This window comes from Mesorhizobium sp. C395A (genome assembly GCF_030323205.1).
Classification (GTDB): domain Bacteria; phylum Pseudomonadota; class Alphaproteobacteria; order Rhizobiales; family Rhizobiaceae; genus Mesorhizobium.
Genome location: NZ_CP100473.1, coordinates 4,929,188 through 4,944,769, shown reverse-complemented (window position 1 = coordinate 4,944,769; position 15,582 = coordinate 4,929,188). Strand labels below are relative to the sequence as shown.

At 65.0% G+C, this 15,582-nt stretch carries 13 protein-coding genes; 6 read left to right on the top strand and 7 right to left on the bottom strand.

What is annotated here, in order from left to right:
- The first annotated feature begins 14 nt into the window (after positions 1-14).
- From NLY37_RS24150 to NLY37_RS24130, 5 genes are all read left to right on the top strand, one after another.
- Positions 15-719, top strand: a complete 705-nt coding sequence (locus NLY37_RS24150; RefSeq protein WP_031197320.1) for a nucleotidyltransferase family protein — start codon at positions 15-17, stop codon at positions 717-719.
- On the top strand, positions 716-3,853 hold the full coding sequence (addB, locus tag NLY37_RS24145; RefSeq protein WP_286440518.1) for a double-strand break repair protein AddB: 3,138 nt from the start codon (positions 716-718) through the stop codon (positions 3,851-3,853). The genes NLY37_RS24150 and addB overlap by 4 nt, the downstream gene beginning before the upstream one ends.
- A complete protein-coding gene (gene addA, locus NLY37_RS24140) occupies positions 3,850-7,371 on the top strand; it encodes a double-strand break repair helicase AddA (protein WP_023741290.1) in 3,522 nt (1,173 codons plus the stop codon). The genes addB and addA overlap by 4 nt, the downstream gene beginning before the upstream one ends.
- Before the next feature lie 72 nt (positions 7,372-7,443).
- Positions 7,444-7,767 (top strand): thioredoxin, encoded by a 324-nt coding sequence (trxA, locus tag NLY37_RS24135; protein ID WP_023672297.1) that lies wholly within the window; start codon positions 7,444-7,446, stop codon positions 7,765-7,767.
- A 130-nt stretch (positions 7,768-7,897) separates the two neighbouring features.
- A complete protein-coding gene (locus tag NLY37_RS24130) occupies positions 7,898-8,179 on the top strand; it encodes a cupin domain-containing protein (protein ID WP_023681396.1) in 282 nt (93 codons plus the stop codon).
- A 438-nt stretch (positions 8,180-8,617) separates the two neighbouring features.
- Here NLY37_RS24130 and NLY37_RS24125 read toward each other — a convergent pair whose 3' ends face one another.
- From NLY37_RS24125 to NLY37_RS24100, 6 genes are all read right to left on the bottom strand, one after another.
- Positions 8,618-9,037, bottom strand: a complete 420-nt coding sequence (locus tag NLY37_RS24125; protein ID WP_023687435.1) for a VOC family protein — start codon at positions 9,035-9,037, stop codon at positions 8,618-8,620.
- Between the two features lie 27 nt (positions 9,038-9,064).
- Positions 9,065-10,390 carry a bifunctional folylpolyglutamate synthase/dihydrofolate synthase gene (locus tag NLY37_RS24120; RefSeq protein ID WP_023741291.1) on the bottom strand — a complete coding sequence of 442 codons (1,326 nt, stop codon included), beginning with the start codon at positions 10,388-10,390 and terminating at the stop codon, positions 9,065-9,067.
- 62 nt (positions 10,391-10,452) lie between these two features.
- Positions 10,453-11,379 (bottom strand): acetyl-CoA carboxylase, carboxyltransferase subunit beta, encoded by a 927-nt coding sequence (accD, locus tag NLY37_RS24115; protein WP_023672292.1) that lies wholly within the window; start codon positions 11,377-11,379, stop codon positions 10,453-10,455.
- Positions 11,380-11,480: 101 nt separating this feature from the next.
- On the bottom strand, positions 11,481-12,320 hold the full coding sequence (gene trpA / locus NLY37_RS24110; RefSeq protein ID WP_023693067.1) for a tryptophan synthase subunit alpha: 840 nt from the start codon (positions 12,318-12,320) through the stop codon (positions 11,481-11,483).
- 2 nt (positions 12,321-12,322) lie between these two features.
- Positions 12,323-13,573: a tryptophan synthase subunit beta gene (gene trpB, locus NLY37_RS24105; protein ID WP_023681393.1), complete on the bottom strand. Its 1,251-nt coding sequence runs from the start codon at positions 13,571-13,573 to the stop codon at positions 12,323-12,325.
- Between the two features lie 90 nt (positions 13,574-13,663).
- Positions 13,664-14,323 carry a phosphoribosylanthranilate isomerase gene (locus tag NLY37_RS24100; protein WP_023741292.1) on the bottom strand — a complete coding sequence of 220 codons (660 nt, stop codon included), beginning with the start codon at positions 14,321-14,323 and terminating at the stop codon, positions 13,664-13,666.
- 109 nt (positions 14,324-14,432) lie between these two features.
- Here NLY37_RS24100 and NLY37_RS24095 point away from each other — a divergent pair, with 109 nt between their 5' ends.
- Entirely contained in the window at positions 14,433-14,651 is a 219-nt protein-coding gene (locus NLY37_RS24095) for a hypothetical protein (protein WP_023672288.1), read from the top strand.
- Positions 14,652-14,669: 18 nt separating this feature from the next.
- Here the strand turns inward: NLY37_RS24095 and NLY37_RS24090 are convergent, their stop codons facing one another.
- Entirely contained in the window at positions 14,670-15,428 is a 759-nt protein-coding gene (locus NLY37_RS24090; RefSeq protein ID WP_023681391.1) for a M48 family metallopeptidase, read from the bottom strand.
- Positions 15,429-15,582 lie beyond the last annotated feature (154 nt).

Here is a 15,582-nt window from a genome sequence, read left to right as displayed (position 1 = left end):
CCTTGACCACAGCGATGGTGCTGGCGGCGGGTCTTGGCAAGCGCATGCGGCCGATCACCGACACCATGCCGAAGCCGCTGGTGCGGATCGCCGGCAGGACCTTGCTCGACTGGGGGCTGGACAGTCTCGAAGCGGCCGGCGTCGAGAAAGCCATCGTCAACGTGCACTATCTGCCGGACCAGATCGTCGCCCATATCGCCCACAGGCGGGCGCCAAAGATCGTCATTTCCGACGAGCGCGACGCACTGCTGAATTCGGCGGGTGGCATCGTCAAGGCATTGCCGCTGCTGGGCAGCGACCCCTTCTACATCATCAACGCCGATACGTTCTGGATCGACAGCGGCCAGCCCAGCCTCGAGCGCCTTGCCCTTGCATGGGACGGCGCGAAAATGGATATTCTGCTGATGCTTACCGATCTCGACTCGGCCACCGGACACGGTGTCGGCACGGATTTCCTGATGGCGCCGGATGGCGGCCTGCGGCGCTCGAAAGGCGATCCGGCCGGGTTGATCTATGCCGGAGCGGCAATCGTCAATCCCGCCATCTTCAGGGATGCGCCGGCCGGGGCGCATTCGCTCAACACCTATTTCGACAAGGCAATCGCCTCTGGCCGTCTGTTCGGCATGCAGATGCGCGGAAGCTGGATCACCGTCGGCACTCCCGACGCCATTCCGCAGGCGGAAGCGGCCGCCGCCGAAGCTCTCGCGAAGGTGGTATGAGCGGCGCGCGCCGCGTTCTTTCGATCCCGCCCGGAGCGCCATTCCTGCCGACTCTGGCCGAGGCCTTGCTGGCCGGACGGCTGGTGCCCGGCTTCCGGTTCGACGGCGATCCGCTGGCGCTGGCTGATGTCACCATCTATGTGCCGACACGGCGCGCGGCCCGTGCGCTGCGCGGCGCTTTTGTCGACGCGCTTTCGGGACCGGGGGGGAGCCGCCGTTCGGCGATCCTGCCGGTCATCCGCCCGCTCGGAGAGTTCGACGAGGACGAAGCCGCCTTCGACGCCGGCACGCCGACCGAGCTTGAAATGGCGCCGCCGATCGCAGCCATCGAACGCCTGCTGCTACTGGCGCCGCTGGTGCGGGCCTGGAAGCGCACCTTGCCGGCGCATGTCCTTGATATGTTCAACGAAGAGATCGTCGTGCCGGCCTCCGCCGCCGATGCGATCTGGCTGGCGCGCGACCTCGCCCGGCTGATGGACGAGATCGAAACCGAAGGCACGGACTGGACCAGGCTTGCCGATCTGGTCACCGGCAATCTTGCCGGATGGTGGCTTGTGACGCTCGATTTCCTCCGTATCGTCACCGAGGCCTGGCCGAAATTGCTGGAGGAGCGCGACCGCTCCAACCCGGCCGCGCACCGCAATGCGCTGATCCGGCGCGAGGCGAAGCGGCTGGAACGCAACCCGCCCAAAGGCCCGGTGATCGCCGCCGGCTCGACGGGCTCTATTCCCGCCACGGCCGAACTGCTTGCCACGGTCGCCAGCCTGCCCAACGGCGCCGTGGTGCTGCCCGGGCTCGATGGGATGCTGGACGAACCGTCTTTTGCCGCGATTGGGGCGCCCGGTGCGCGGCCGGCACTGCTTGGCCACCCGCAATACGGCATGGCCAAGCTGATCGGCAAGATTGGCGTGCTGCGTGGCGATGTCGAGGAAGTGGTCTCCGCCGAGCCCGCACTGGCGCTCCGCGCGGCCCTTGTCGGCGAGGCGCTGCGGCCGGCCGAGACCACGGAATTATGGGCCGAGACCCGCATATGCTTCAACGCCGTAGACATCGCCGAGGCCTTCGCCGACGTGACGCTGATCGAAGCCGCCAGCGAACGCGACGAGGCGGCGGCGATCGCCATCGCGCTGAAAACCGCCGTGGAACAGCCGGGACTAAGGGCAGCGCTCGTTACCGGCGACCGCTGGCTGGCGCGGCGCGTCTCGGCCGAGCTGTTGCGCTTCGGCGTGATCGCCGACGATTCCGGCGGCACGCCGCTCGCCAACACGCCTGCCGCCAGCCTGCTGCGGCTCACACTTCAAGCGGTATTCCGGCCCGGCGATCCCGTCGGCCTTTTGTCGCTGCTCAAGCATCCGCTGCTCGGGCTCGGACTTGAGCGCACCGGCGTGCGCCATGCCGCCGAGCTCATCGAACTCGTGGCGCTGCGCGGCGGCACCGGACGCCCCGACATCGCCTCTTTGCCAGCACTGTTCGAGGAGCGTCTCGCCGGGCTGAGCGGGGACAAGCGCCAGCCCTTCTGGTTTTCGCGCCTGAGCGGGCGCGGCATCGACGATGCCCGCGATATGCTGAGCCGGCTTGTGACGGCACTGGCGCCGCTGACCGCCTTTCGCGGTGAAGAGAACGCCGATCTCGTCGCGTTGACCAGAGCGAGCGTCGCCGCGCTGGAAAATCTCGGCCGCACGGCGGAGGGCAGCCTGGCTGAATTTTATGCCGGCGACGCCGGCGAGAAACTCGCCGAGCTGTTGCGCGGTGTGGTCGCCGCGTCTGCATCGTTCGACTTCCCGGCCGACGAATGGCCTGATGTGATGGACGCGCTGGTAGCACCGGAAACGGTCAAGCCGGGGCAAGGCACAGACCGCAACATCGCGATATGGGGCGCGCTGGAGGCACGGCTGCAGAGCGTCGACACGCTTGTCATTGGCGGGCTGAACGAAGGCGTGTGGCCACGCAAGCCGGAAAGCGATCGCTTCATGTCGCGGTTGATGAAGACCGGCATCGATCTCGAGCCGCCAGAGCGCCGTATCGGCCTTGCCGCCCACGACTTCCAGATGGCGATGGGGGCGAAAAAGGTGGTGCTGACGCGCTCCGCCCGAGCCGGCGACGCACCGGCGGTGCCGTCGCGCTGGCTGCAGCGCATCCTCACCTTCATCGGCAAGGATCCGGCGGCCGCATTGCGCGGGCGCGGCGACGAATTGCTTGCCTGGGCGCGCGCGCTCGATGCCGGCGAGCGGCAGCATTTCGCGCCGCGACCGCAGCCGAAACCGCCGCTGAGCATGCGGCCCACCCACTTCTCGGTGACCGCGATCGAGACGTTGCGACGCGACCCCTATGCGGTCTATGCAAGGCGTATTCTGAGCCTTCTGCCGCTCGAACCGGTGATCCGCGATCCCGGTGCGGCCGAGCGCGGCACGCTGTTTCATGACATCCTGCATCTGTTCTCGACAGAGGTGGCGGATCCCCGCGCGCCCGAAGCTCTGGAACGCCTCATCGCTGCCGGCCGGACCTGCTTTGCCGAGATCGCCCTGCCCGCCGACGTCGAGGCTGTGTGGTGGCCGCGCTTCGAAAAGCTTGCCGCCAACATCATCGAATGGGAGCGCGGCCGCGCTCCCGCCGTCGCCCGGCGGCATGCCGAGGAGCGCGCCGAAAAGACCGCTGTCGGCCGCACCGGCGTGACGCTGTCCGGCTATGCCGACCGCGTCGACCTTTTGGCCGGTGGCATGGCCGACATTCTCGACTACAAGACCGGCTCGTCCCCGTCCAAGGCGCAGGCCCACACGCTGCTGGCGCCACAGCTGGCGCTCGAAGGGGCGCTGCTCCGGCGCGGCGCCTTCAAGGGGCTTGGCGCGCGCGAGCCCTCCCAGCTCGCATTCGTGCGGCTGAAGCCGAATGGCGAAGTGTTCGAGGAATCCATCCTCGACTACAACCGCCAGCCTCGGACCGCCGAAGACCTCGCCGAGGAGGCTTGGGCGCGGTTGGAAAAGCTGCTGGTCCACTATGCCGATCCGACGACCGGCTATCTGTCGCGGGCGCTGCCTTTTCGCGAGGGCGAGAGCGATGGCGATTACGACCATCTGGCGCGCGTGCTCGAATGGTCGGCCGGCGGCGACAGCGATGACGAGGCGGGGGAGGCATGAAAAAAGCCTATCCCATCCCCAGCGAAACCGCCGCCAGCCAGGCGCGCGCCTCCGACCCGAAGAACTCGGCCTGGGTGTCCGCCAATGCCGGCTCGGGCAAGACGCATGTGCTGGCCCAGCGCGTCATCCGGCTGCTGCTCAACGGCACCGATCCGTCGAAGATCCTGTGCCTGACCTATACGCGGGCGGCCGCCGCCAACATGTCGAACCGCGTGTTCTCGACCCTGTCGGAATGGACGGCGCTCGGCGATGCCGAGCTTGCCACAAAGATTGAGGCGGTGGACGGCCGCCGACCCGACCGCGACACGATGCGGCGGGCGCGCCGGCTGTTTGCCGAAGCGCTGGAAACGCCGGGCGGGCTGAAGATCCAGACCATCCACGCCTTCTGCGAATCGGTGCTGCACCAGTTTCCGCTGGAGGCCAACATCCCGGCGCATTTCGAAATGCTCGATCCGCAGATGGAGGCCTCGCTGTTTGCTGGCGCCCGCCGGGACATGATTTCGGGCACGTCAGCCGGAGACACCGGACTGGCCGAGGCCTTTGCCACCGTGCTGGAGCGCGGCGGCGAACACGGACTCGATGCGCTGCTCGCCGAAATCGTGCGCAAGCGCGACGGCTTACGCGGCTTCATCGGTGCGGTCCGGCGCGACGGCGGCGGCTTTCAGGCCCTGTTCGACGAATTCCATTTTCGCCCCGGGCAGAGCGCCGAAGACATAGCGGCATCGGTATGGCCGCTGCCGGGTTTCCTGCCGGACTTCTTTGCAGTGTTCGCCAGTGCCGCCGAGGCCACCGACGCCCGCACCGTGCTCAACAATCTCTTGCCCTATGCCCGCTTGGCCTTTGCCGAGACGGACCCGACCCGCCGGCTGCAGATGCTCGGCAAAGCCTTTCTCAAGGCCGATGGCGACCCCTATGATCCCTCAAAGTTGTTCAAGAAGGCGCTGCTCGGCCGGCTGCCCGACCTTCCCGAGCGCTATCTGGCGGCCGTCAAGTCGATAACAGACGTCTCCGACCGGCTGGCGCTGTTCCGGATGCTGGAAGGCACGGTCGCGGCGTTGACCATAGCCGACTGGCTGATCGTGCGGTACGAGCGCCTGAAGCGCAGCCGCGGCTTTCTCGATTTCAACGACCTCATCACCCGCACCGTCAACCTTCTGGCGCGGCCCGATGCCGGCCCCTGGGTGCAGTACAAGCTCGACCAGGGTATCGACCACATCCTGCTGGACGAGGCGCAGGACACCAGCCCCGACCAATGGGAGGTGGTGAAGCGGCTGGCGGAGGAGTTCTTTGCCGGCCACGGCCAGCGCGGCACGACCAATCGCACGGTGTTCGCCGTCGGCGACGAAAAGCAGTCGATCTATTCCTTTCAGGGTGCCGCGCCGGATTCCTTCGCCGACAGCCGGCTCTTGTTTTCCGGACGCGTGAACGCCGCCAATGCTTCGTTTGCCGACCTGAAACTGACCTGGTCGTTCCGGTCGACCGACGACGTGCTTGCCGCCGTCGACCGCGTCTTTGCCGATCCGGGCGTGCGGCGCGGCATCAGCCATGACCCCGATCCGCTCGACCACAAGGCGATCCGCAACGACGCGCCTGGCTATGTCGAGGTCTGGCCGTCGCTCGGCGCTGACGCCGTCGAGGAGCCCGACGACTGGACGTTGCCGGTCAATCATGCCAGCGCGCCGGCTGTGCGGGTGGCCGAGCACGTGGCTGCGACCATCCAGACCTGGCTCAAGGACCGCGAGATCATCGAGGGCAAGGGACGCAGGCTGAGGGCCGGCGACATTCTTGTGCTGGTGCGCAAGCGCGACCGCTTCGTCCATGCGCTGTCGCGCGCGCTGAAGGACCGCGATATTCCCGTCGCCGGCGCCGACCGGCTGAGCCTGCCCGGCCACATCGCGGTCAAGGACCTGATCGCACTCGGCCATTTCCTCATCCAGCCGCAGGATGACCTGTCGCTCGCCGCCGTGCTGCGCAGCCCGGTTTTCGACGTGTCGGAGGAGACGCTTTTTACGCTTGGCGCCGGACGGCCAGCCGGAACATCGCTGATCGCCTCATTACGCCAGCATGCTGGCGACAATACCGCGCTGACCGATGTCGTTGCCCGGCTCGACGGCTGGGCCAACGAGGCGGCGTTCCGGCCGGTGTTCGAATTCTACGCCGGGGTGCTGGCGCGCGACGGCCTGCGCAAGAAGATGATCGCCCGGCTTGGACCGGAAGCCGGCGATATTCTCGACGAGTTCCTGAGTTTCTGTCTGGCCGAAGAACGCACCGGCTTGCCGGGGCTGGAGGCTTTCCTGGCGACGCTGGAAAACACCGGCCCGGAGATCAAGCGCGAGATGGACCAGACGCGCGACGAGGTCCGCGTCATGACCGTGCATGCCGCCAAGGGCCTGGAAGCGCCTGTTGTCTTCCTGGTCGATGGCGGTTCGGCGCCGTTCAGCGACCAGCATCTGCCGCGGCTCATGCCGTTCGACGCTTCGGGCCGCAATTTCGACGGCAAGGGCTATCTCTGGCGCTCGGCCGCCGATGTCGCCAACGGCTTCTCCAAGGCGGCCTCGGCCAGGGCGCGGGAGCTTGCCGACGACGAATACCGGCGGCTGCTCTATGTCGGCATGACACGCGCCGAGGACCGGCTGATCGTCTGCGGCTATCACGGCAAGCGTCAGCCCAGCACCGGCACCTGGCATTCGATCGTCAGCCGCGCGCTGCTGGCAGCGCCGGAAAGCAGGGAGCGCCATCATCCCGCCAGCGGCGAGCCGGTGCATCGCTTCGTCATCACCAAGCTGCCGCCGGTGGCGCTGGCAGCCGCCGACGAGGCGCGGCTGCCGCAACCGCTTTTGCCGTTCTTGCCGGCAAACCTGTTTCGCCCTTTGCCGCCTTATGAAGAACTGCCGCGCCCGCTATCGCCTTCCGGCGCTTCGGCGCTGATCGACGAGGGCAAGGAGGCGGTCGTCGATACGCGTTCGCCGGTGCTGGACAGCGAAGCGGAGCCCGGTTTTGCCGTGATGCGCGGGCTGGCGCTGCACAAGCTGCTGCAGATGCTGCCCGGTTTTGCCGAAGACGAACGGCAAGGCGCGGCGGCGCAGTATCTCATTCGAGCCGGCGCCGACTGGTCGGAGGCCGAGCGCAACAAGGCGCTGGCTTCGGTGATGGCGATCCTCAGAGATTCGCGTTTTGCCGGGCTGTTTTCGCCGTCGTCCCGCGCCGAAGTGGCCGTCATGGGCAGTATCGAGGTCAAGGGCAGGCTGCGCTCGATCTCCGGCAAGATCGACCGGCTGGCGGTGACGCCCGGGCGCGTATCGATCGTCGACTACAAGACCAACCGGCCGGCGCCCGCAGGCCTGGCCCAGGTGCCGCCGGCCTATATACTGCAGCTGGCGCTCTACCGCGCGCTGCTCCAGCCGCTTTACCCCGGCCGCGCGGTGACGGCAGCACTGCTGTTCACCGAGGCACCGAGGCTTATCGAACTGCCGGCGCAGGCGATGGATGACGCCCTTGCCCGACTCACGGGAGCGTGACACAAGTTCTGCTTGAAGAAGGGCTGCTCAACCACCACATTTGGTGCGAGATAAATTTCGAAAGGATTTCGCATGGCCACCGTCAAGGTCGACAAGAGCAATTTCCAGGCCGATGTGCTCAACGCCTCGCAGCCCGTCGTCGTGGATTTCTGGGCCGAATGGTGCGGCCCCTGCAAGATGATCGGTCCGTCGCTGGAAGAGATCGCCAACGAACTCGGCGACAAGATCAAGATCGCCAAGCTGAACATCGACGAGAACCCCGAGCTTGCCGCCCAGTTCGGCGTGCGCTCGATCCCGACGCTGATGATCTTCAAGGGCGGCGAAGTCGCCGACATGAAGGTCGGCGCCGCCCCGAAGACCGCGCTGTCGCATTGGATCAATGGCAGCCTCGCCTGATCCTGTAGAAATTTCAGACGTTAAGCCCGGCCCTCGCGCCGGGCTTTTCTTTGGCGTTATCGCCTGACCTCTCTGGCACTCGCGCCTGAAGCCTCCATGTCTTCTGCTGAGGCTGGACAGGAGAAACAGAATGACCGGATCCGCCAAGGCCACCGTCTTCATCGACAATGAGCGCGTCATCGTCACCGAATACCGCTTCCAGCCCGGCGACAACACCGGCTGGCACCGGCATGGCCATGACTACGTCGTGGTGCCGCTGATGGACGGCAAGGTGAAGCTGGTGACCAAGGACGGCGAGAGTTTTGCTGAAATGAAGAAGGGCGCGCCCTACTTCCGCAAGGAAGGCGTCGAGCACGACGTCATCAGCGCCAATGACGGCGAATACGCCTTCATCGAGATCGAGCTGAAATAGGCCTCAGACTGGTGCCGCGGCCGCCGATGTCTATTTAGTTTGAGCCACGGTTTTTTTGGCCTGCCTAGGCTTGCCGGGCTTCCGTCCGGTCGCGGGCTTCAGGACCTGCCCATATCCCTCTATAGCGCCCGTATACACACGATAGAGAAACGTCTCTCGGCTTACGAAATACGCGACACTGGGCTGGCCGGATGCATCATTGGGGCGCGTCGGTCTGTGGGCCACTCGAACAATTGGGTGCGGTGGCTCGATGGCTCCCGGTAACATCACATGATCGCCGACCCGCGGAGCATATTCAAATATCAGCTCCTCCGGCGGGTCGTTGTCGACGGTAACAAGACACTTCACAACCATTCGAGCTTGCCTCCATGCTTCGCCAAGCATATCGGGGCTTCTGCCCGAGGGGCAACCGCCCGATAGATTCCCCGGGCCAAAATACTACCAGTCGGCGATGCGATCCCCGCCGGTGAATTGCGCGCTTTTTGCGGTGTATTCGAACAGCTCGATCTTCACGCCGTTGGGGTCGCGGATCCAGGCCTGAAACGTGTCGTCGCAGGCATGCTTCTTGGCCGTGATATCAATGCCTTTCGACTTGATGTGGGCGATCGCCGCATCGATGTTTTCCACCTCAAGGCAGAAATGGTTGATCTGGTTGAGCTCGCTATGGCTGGTGCCGTCCTTCTGGAACACCTCGACATGGCTGCGATCGCCGCAATTGAGGTAGAAGCCGAACACCTTTCCGTCGCGCAGGAAGTTGAACTGCGTGTCGAGGCCGAGCACGTCGCGGTAGAAGGCCCGCGTCGCTTCCAGATCATGCGCGAAGATGCAGACATGGGCGAGTTGCTTCACCTTGATCATCACCGGCTCCCTCGCGAAAGTGTGGATTCAGGTCGGTGGCGTGCCGTTTTCGGCCAGCACCGCACCGGCGAGATACAGCGAACCACCGATCAGGATGCGCGGCGCCGGGCCGTCCCAGGTGTCGCGCAGCAGCATCAGCGCGCTGGCGACGGAGCTGACCGGCTCGGCGGTGAGGCCGGCCTCGGTCGCCCGGATCGCCAGTTCGTCATTCGGCACACCGGCGTCGCTCACGCTCACCGGCACGGTGTAGACATGGCGGACCAGGCCCTTGAAGGCGCGGAAATAGCCGCTCTGGTCCTTGGTGTTGATCATGCCGGCAATCAAAAACAGCGGCCGCGGGTTCTTTTCCTCCTGCTCGGCCAAGGCTTCCGCCACCACCACGCCGGCGCCCGGATTGTGACCGCCATCGAGCCAGATGTCGGCGCCCTTGGGAGCGAGGTCCGCCAGCCGGCCCTGTGCCAATTTCTGCATGCGGCCCGGCCATGCGACTTTTGCCATCGCCTTTTCAGCGGCGCGATGGCTGATCTCGAAGCCGGCGGCCTTGACCGCGGCAATCGCCGCCGCCGCATTGGCGAACTGGTGGCGCCCGGGCAGGCGCGGCGGCGGCAGGTCTATCAGGCCGTCCTCGTCCTGATAGACCATGCGGCCGCTCTCCTCGAAGGCGAGAAAATCCTGGCCGTAGACGAAGGTCGGGCAATCCAGCCGCTCGGCGGTTTCGATCAGCACTTGCAGCGCCGTCTCGCTCTCCTGCGCGCCGATGACCACCGGGCAGCCGCGCTTCATGATGCCGGCCTTTTCGGCGGCGATCAGTTCGACCCGGTCGCCGAGATAGGCTTCGTGATCCATCGACACCGGCATGATCACCGACACCGCCGGCCGGGCAACGACATTGGTGGCGTCGAAGCGGCCGCCAAGGCCGACCTCGATGATGGCGGCGGCAGCCGGATGCTCGGAAAACAGGATGAAGGTGACGGCGGTTAGGATTTCGAAGACGGTGATCTTCTGGCCGGCATTGGCCCGGGCGACGCGGGCGATGGCCTCGGCGAAGGTCTCGTCGTCGACCAGCCGGCCGCCGCCCTCGGCCGCCAGCCGGTAGCGCTCGGCCCAGTTCACCAGATGCGGCGAAGTGTGGACATGGACAAGGTGGCCGCCGGCTTCGAGCAGCGCGCGCGAAAAGGCCGCGCACGAGCCCTTACCGTTGGTGCCGGCGATATGGATGACCGGCGGCAGCCGCTCCTGCGGATTGCCGAGGCGTTCGAGCAGCCTTGTGATGCGGTCGAGCGAAAGGTCGAAGCCTTTCGGATGCAGCGCCATCAGGGCTTCGATTTCACGATCTGCGGCAAGCGTTGTCATGAGCGAATCCTACGCATGCGCGCAGGTGCACGCAATCGCGGTTTGCGGCCAGAAATGTCGCGTCAGGCTTGCGGGCGGGCTTCCGTCGGGATGACCGACGGCGGCAGGATTTCCGGCTCCAGCGGCTTTTGCTCCTGCGGCAGTTTGAGCAGGATTTTCAACAGCCGTGAAATCGTCTCGCGCAGTTCCAGCCGCGACACCACCATATCGACCATGCCGTGCTCCATCAGATATTCGGAGCGCTGGAAACCGTCCGGCAGTTTCTCCCGGATGGTCTGCTCGATGACGCGCGGGCCGGCAAAGCCGATCAGCGCGCCGGGCTCGGCAATGTGGACGTCTCCCAGCATGGCGTAGGAGGCGGTAACGCCGCCGGTGGTCGGGTTGGTCAAGACGACGATGTATGGCAGGCCGGCTTCCTTCAGCCGGTCGACGCCGATCGTGGTGCGCGGTAACTGCATCAGGGACAGAATGCCTTCCTGCATGCGCGCGCCACCGGAGGCGGCAAACAGGATCAGCGGCCGCTTGCGCTGCAAGGCGACCTCGAAACCGTGCACAATGGCGTCACCCGCGGCCATGCCGAGCGAGCCGCCCATGAAGGCGAAATCCTGCACCGTCACCACAACCGGCAGGCCTTTGACCGTGCCCAGCGCGTTGATGATGGCGTCTTCCAGGCCGGTCTTGGCCTTGGCGTCCTTCAGCCGGTCCGTGTAGCGCTTCTCGTCGCGGAACTTGAGCGGGTCCTGCATGACCTTGGGGTTCTCAAGCTGCTCGTATTTGCCGTCGTCGAGGAAGAATTTCAGCCGTTCCTTGGCCGAAATCTTCATGTGATGGCCCGATGACGGGATGACGAACTGGTTGGATTCCAGGTCCTTGTGAAACACCATCTCGCCGGTCTCGGGATCCTTGATCCAGAGATTCTCGGGCATGTCGGTGCGCCGACCGAGCATCGAATTGATCCTCGGGCGAACGTAATTGGTGATCCAGTTCATCGCTTCGGCTCCTGTCCTGACGAAGAGTTGGCTCGTGCATGTCGCCCAAAAGTGGGAACCGGTTTTGGGATAACGACTTGCACAAGGCCTAAGTAGGGAAACTATTCGGCAGCAGCAAGGCGGGCCGAACGCACGCCCTGAGACAGTCCGCTGACCAGGGTGGCGACGGCCTCGGCCGGGTCGGCGGTCTTCTCGCCCTTCGGTCCCAACACATTGGCGACCGCGTTGACGATCGCGGTGCCGACGACGACGCCATCGGCATTGGCGCCGATAATGCGCGCCTGCTCGGCGGTCTTGACGCCGAAGCCGACGCAGACCGGCAGATTGGTGTGGCCCTTGATGCGCTTGACCGCGGCGGCAACCTTGCCGGTGTCGGCCAAAGCCGAGCCGGTGATGCCGGTCATCGACACGTAATAGACGAAGCCCGACGTATTCTGCAGCACCTTGGGCAGGCGCTTGTCGTCGGTGGTCGGCGTTGCCAAGCGGATGAAGTTGATGCCGGCCTTCAGCGCCGGAATGCAGAGTTCTTCGTCCATCTCCGGTGGCAGGTCGACGACGATCAGCCCGTCAATGCCGCTGGCGATGGCGTCCTTGAGGAAGCGATCGACACCGTAGATGTAGATCGGGTTGTAGTAGCCCATCAGCACGATCGGCGTTTCATTGTCGGTGGCGCGGAAATCAGCCGCCGTCTTCAGCGTCTTGACCAGGGTCTGGCCACCTTTCAGCGCCCGCAGGCCAGCGGCCTGGATCGCCGGTCCATCGGCCATCGGATCGGAAAACGGCATGCCCATTTCAATGATGTCGGCGCCGGCCTTGGGCAGCGCCTTCATGATCGACAAAGCGGTGTCATAGTCGGGGTCGCCGCTCATGAAATAGGTGACGAGCGCCGGGCGGCCCTCGGCTTTCAGTTTTGCCATGCGGCGGTCGATGCGGGTCACCATGATCAGATCTCCATGCCCAGCATCGAGGCCACTGTGTGCACATCCTTGTCGCCGCGTCCCGACAGGTTGACGATGACGATCTGGTCCTTGTCCATATCAGGCACGATCTTCACCGCATGCGCGATGGCGTGGGCGGATTCCAGCGCCGGGATGATGCCTTCGACGCGCGTCGTCAGCTTGAAGGCTTCCAGCGCCTCGTCGTCGAGGATCGGCACATATTCGACGCGGCCGGAATCGCGCAGCCAGGAATGTTCGGGGCCGACGCCGGGATAGTCGAGGCCGGCTGAGATCGAATGGCCGTCGAGGATCTGGCCGTCGGCGTTCTGCAAGAGATAGGTGCGGTTGCCGTGCAGCACGCCGGGCGCGCCGGCATTCATCGAGGCGCAATGCTCGATGCCGTCAAGGCCGCGGCCGCCGGCTTCGATGCCGATGATGCGGACTTCTTTGTCATCCAGGAACGGATGGAACAGGCCGATGGCGTTCGAGCCGCCGCCGACAGCCGCGATGATGGTGTCGGGTAGCCGGCCTTCCTGTTCGAGGATCTGGGCGCGCGCCTCGATGCCGATCACCGACTGGAAGTCGCGCACCAGCTCCGGATAGGGATGCGGGCCGGCGGCAGTGCCGATCAGGTAATAAGTGTCCTCGACATTGGTGACCCAGTCGCGCAACGCTTCGTTCATGGCGTCCTTCAGCGTGCCGTGACCGGCGGTCACCGGCCGCACTTCGGCGCCGAGCAGCTTCATGCGGAAGACGTTGGGGCTTTGGCGGGCGACATCGGTGGCGCCCATATAAACGACGCAGGGAAAGCCGAAGCGCGCCGCGACCGTGGCCGCGGCAACGCCGTGCTGACCAGCGCCCGTCTCGGCGATGATGCGCTTCTTGCCCATGCGCTTGGCCAGCAGGATCTGGCCGAGGCAGTTGTTGATCTTGTGCGAACCGGTGTGGTTCAAATCCTCGCGCTTGAAGTAGACTTTGGCGCCGCCCCCGAGGCCCTTCGCCGAGGAAACCTCACGAAGGTGTTTTGTGAGCCCTTCGGCGAAATACAGCTTTGATGGCCGACCGGCATAATGGGTCGACAGGTCGGTCAGTTCGGCCTTGAAGTCCGGATCGTTCTTGACCTCGTTCCAGTGCCGTTCGAGGTCGAGGATCAGCGGCATCAGCGTCTCGGCCACGAAGCGGCCCCCGAAGATGCCGAACATGCCCTGTTCGTCGGGTCCCGTGCGGAAGGAATTGGGTGTCGCCGGCTTGTTCATCGCCGATCTCCTGGTCTTGGTTCTGAGCATGTCTTATCGGAAAACCGGTTCCCACTTCTCCGGAACATGCTCGGGTTCGAAAGAAGTGCCTCAGGCAGCGCGGTCGTCGCGCGCGGCCCTGACGGCCCGGAAGAACTGCTCGATCAGCGCCGGATCCTTGACGCCCGGGCCGCTTTCCACCCCCGACGAAATGTCTATCGCGGGCGGATTGGCTGATATCAGGGCGTCGCCGATATTGGCGGCGTTGAGCCCACCGGAAAGCATGTAATCGAGCCCGGCGTCAAGGCCGGCCAGGATGCGCCAGTCAAAGGCGACGCCATTGCCGCCCGGAAGTTGCGAGCCCTTTGGTGGCTTGGCATCGAACATGAAGCGATCGGCAACGCCGGTGAACGGCTTTAGCCGCTCGAGATCGGCTACCTCACTGACGGAGAACACCTTCATGACAGGCAGGCCGTAGCGAGCTTTCACCTCGGCCACCCGCTCGGGCGTCTCCGTGCCGTGCAACTGCAGCATGTCGGGGCGCATCTTTGCGACGATCTCATCCAGGAACGCGTCATCGGCATCGACCGTCACGGCGACCGCCCTGGCCTTGCCGATTGCCGCCTCGCGCAGGCGGCCGGCTGCCGCAGGCTCGACATAGCGCGGGCTTTTAGCAAAGAAGATGAAGCCGACATGGCTGGCGCCGCCGGCCAGGGCCGCGGCCATTGCCTCATCGGTCTTCAATCCACAGATCTTGATATCGAGCGCCATGGCGCGGGGCTTGGCACGAAACCGGCCAAGAGTCGAGAAAAAGCATGCTGTTTGCCGGCAACGCCAAAGGCGCTACCTATTGATGGGAGAAGCAAGGCGGAGCAGACGAATGGCCGACCAGAGCATAGCCGAACTCAGGCAGAAGATCGCGCAAGCGCGCGACGTCATCGCCCATCTGATGCAAAAGGCCGCCTTCGACGGGGCGGAAGCGCACCGGGTCCTGGATTATTTCGGCAGCGATGCGTTCGAGCAGAATTTCCTGCCATGGCCGCGCCATGGCGACGAAGGGCTGCGGCCTGAAGAGCTTAATGCGGCCAATGATGATTGAGCGCGCCGCCGGCGAAGGCTAATCGAACACAATCGCCTGCAATGCCCCACCATTCCGCTTCAGCCAGTCCTTGCAGCGGTCGGTGTCGGGGCAGAGCTGCTCGCACAGTTTCCAGAATTTCGGGCCGTGGTTCATCTCCTTGAGATGCGCCACCTCATGCGCGACCAAGTAGTTTATCACCGGCGTCGGCGCCATCATGATGCGCCATGAGAAGGACAAATTGCCGTCGGAAGTGCATGAGCCCCAGCGGCTCGACGTGTCCTTGAAGCGGATAGCCTTGGCGCGCTTGCCGATGGCCTCGGTATGCTTGACCACCAGCTTCTCGATGTCCTTCTTGGCCTCGCGCCTGAGGAAATCGGCGATGCGGCGCGGCAAATGTATGCGCTCGCCATGGACGATCAGCAGCGGACCGCGCTCGTCGCGCGACACGGTGACGGTGCCGCGTTTCGACGGTTCGTGGACGATGCGATGCGCGACGCCGCGTATCGGGATCTTGATGCCGGGGCGCACTTGCGGCCGTGTCGGTACCTTGGCCAGACGCTGCTCCAGCCAGCCCTGATGGCGGTGAAGGAATTTCTCCACCTCGCCGCGGCGCAGGCCCGGCGGCACGGTGATGCGCAGCCCCTGGCCGCCCGAATCGATGCGCAGCGTCAGCCGCCGTGCGCGGGCGCTCTCGACGATCCTGAGCGGCAGTGTGCGGCCGGCAACGACGTGCTCTCGCTCTTCGACAGGCGAGGGTTTTGGTTTGGTCAGGTTGCGGAAAAAGCCGAAGGACATGGCTGAACGATACGCGATTCCAGGAAAACGACCAGAACAAAAAAGAAACGGCGCCGCTCGCGCGACGCCGTCCATCATGCCAAGGCCTGTCTTAGAGCGCCGCGCGTCTCTGACGCGCAAAGGACGCTGTAGCACTCTAATTCGGCGCATGAAC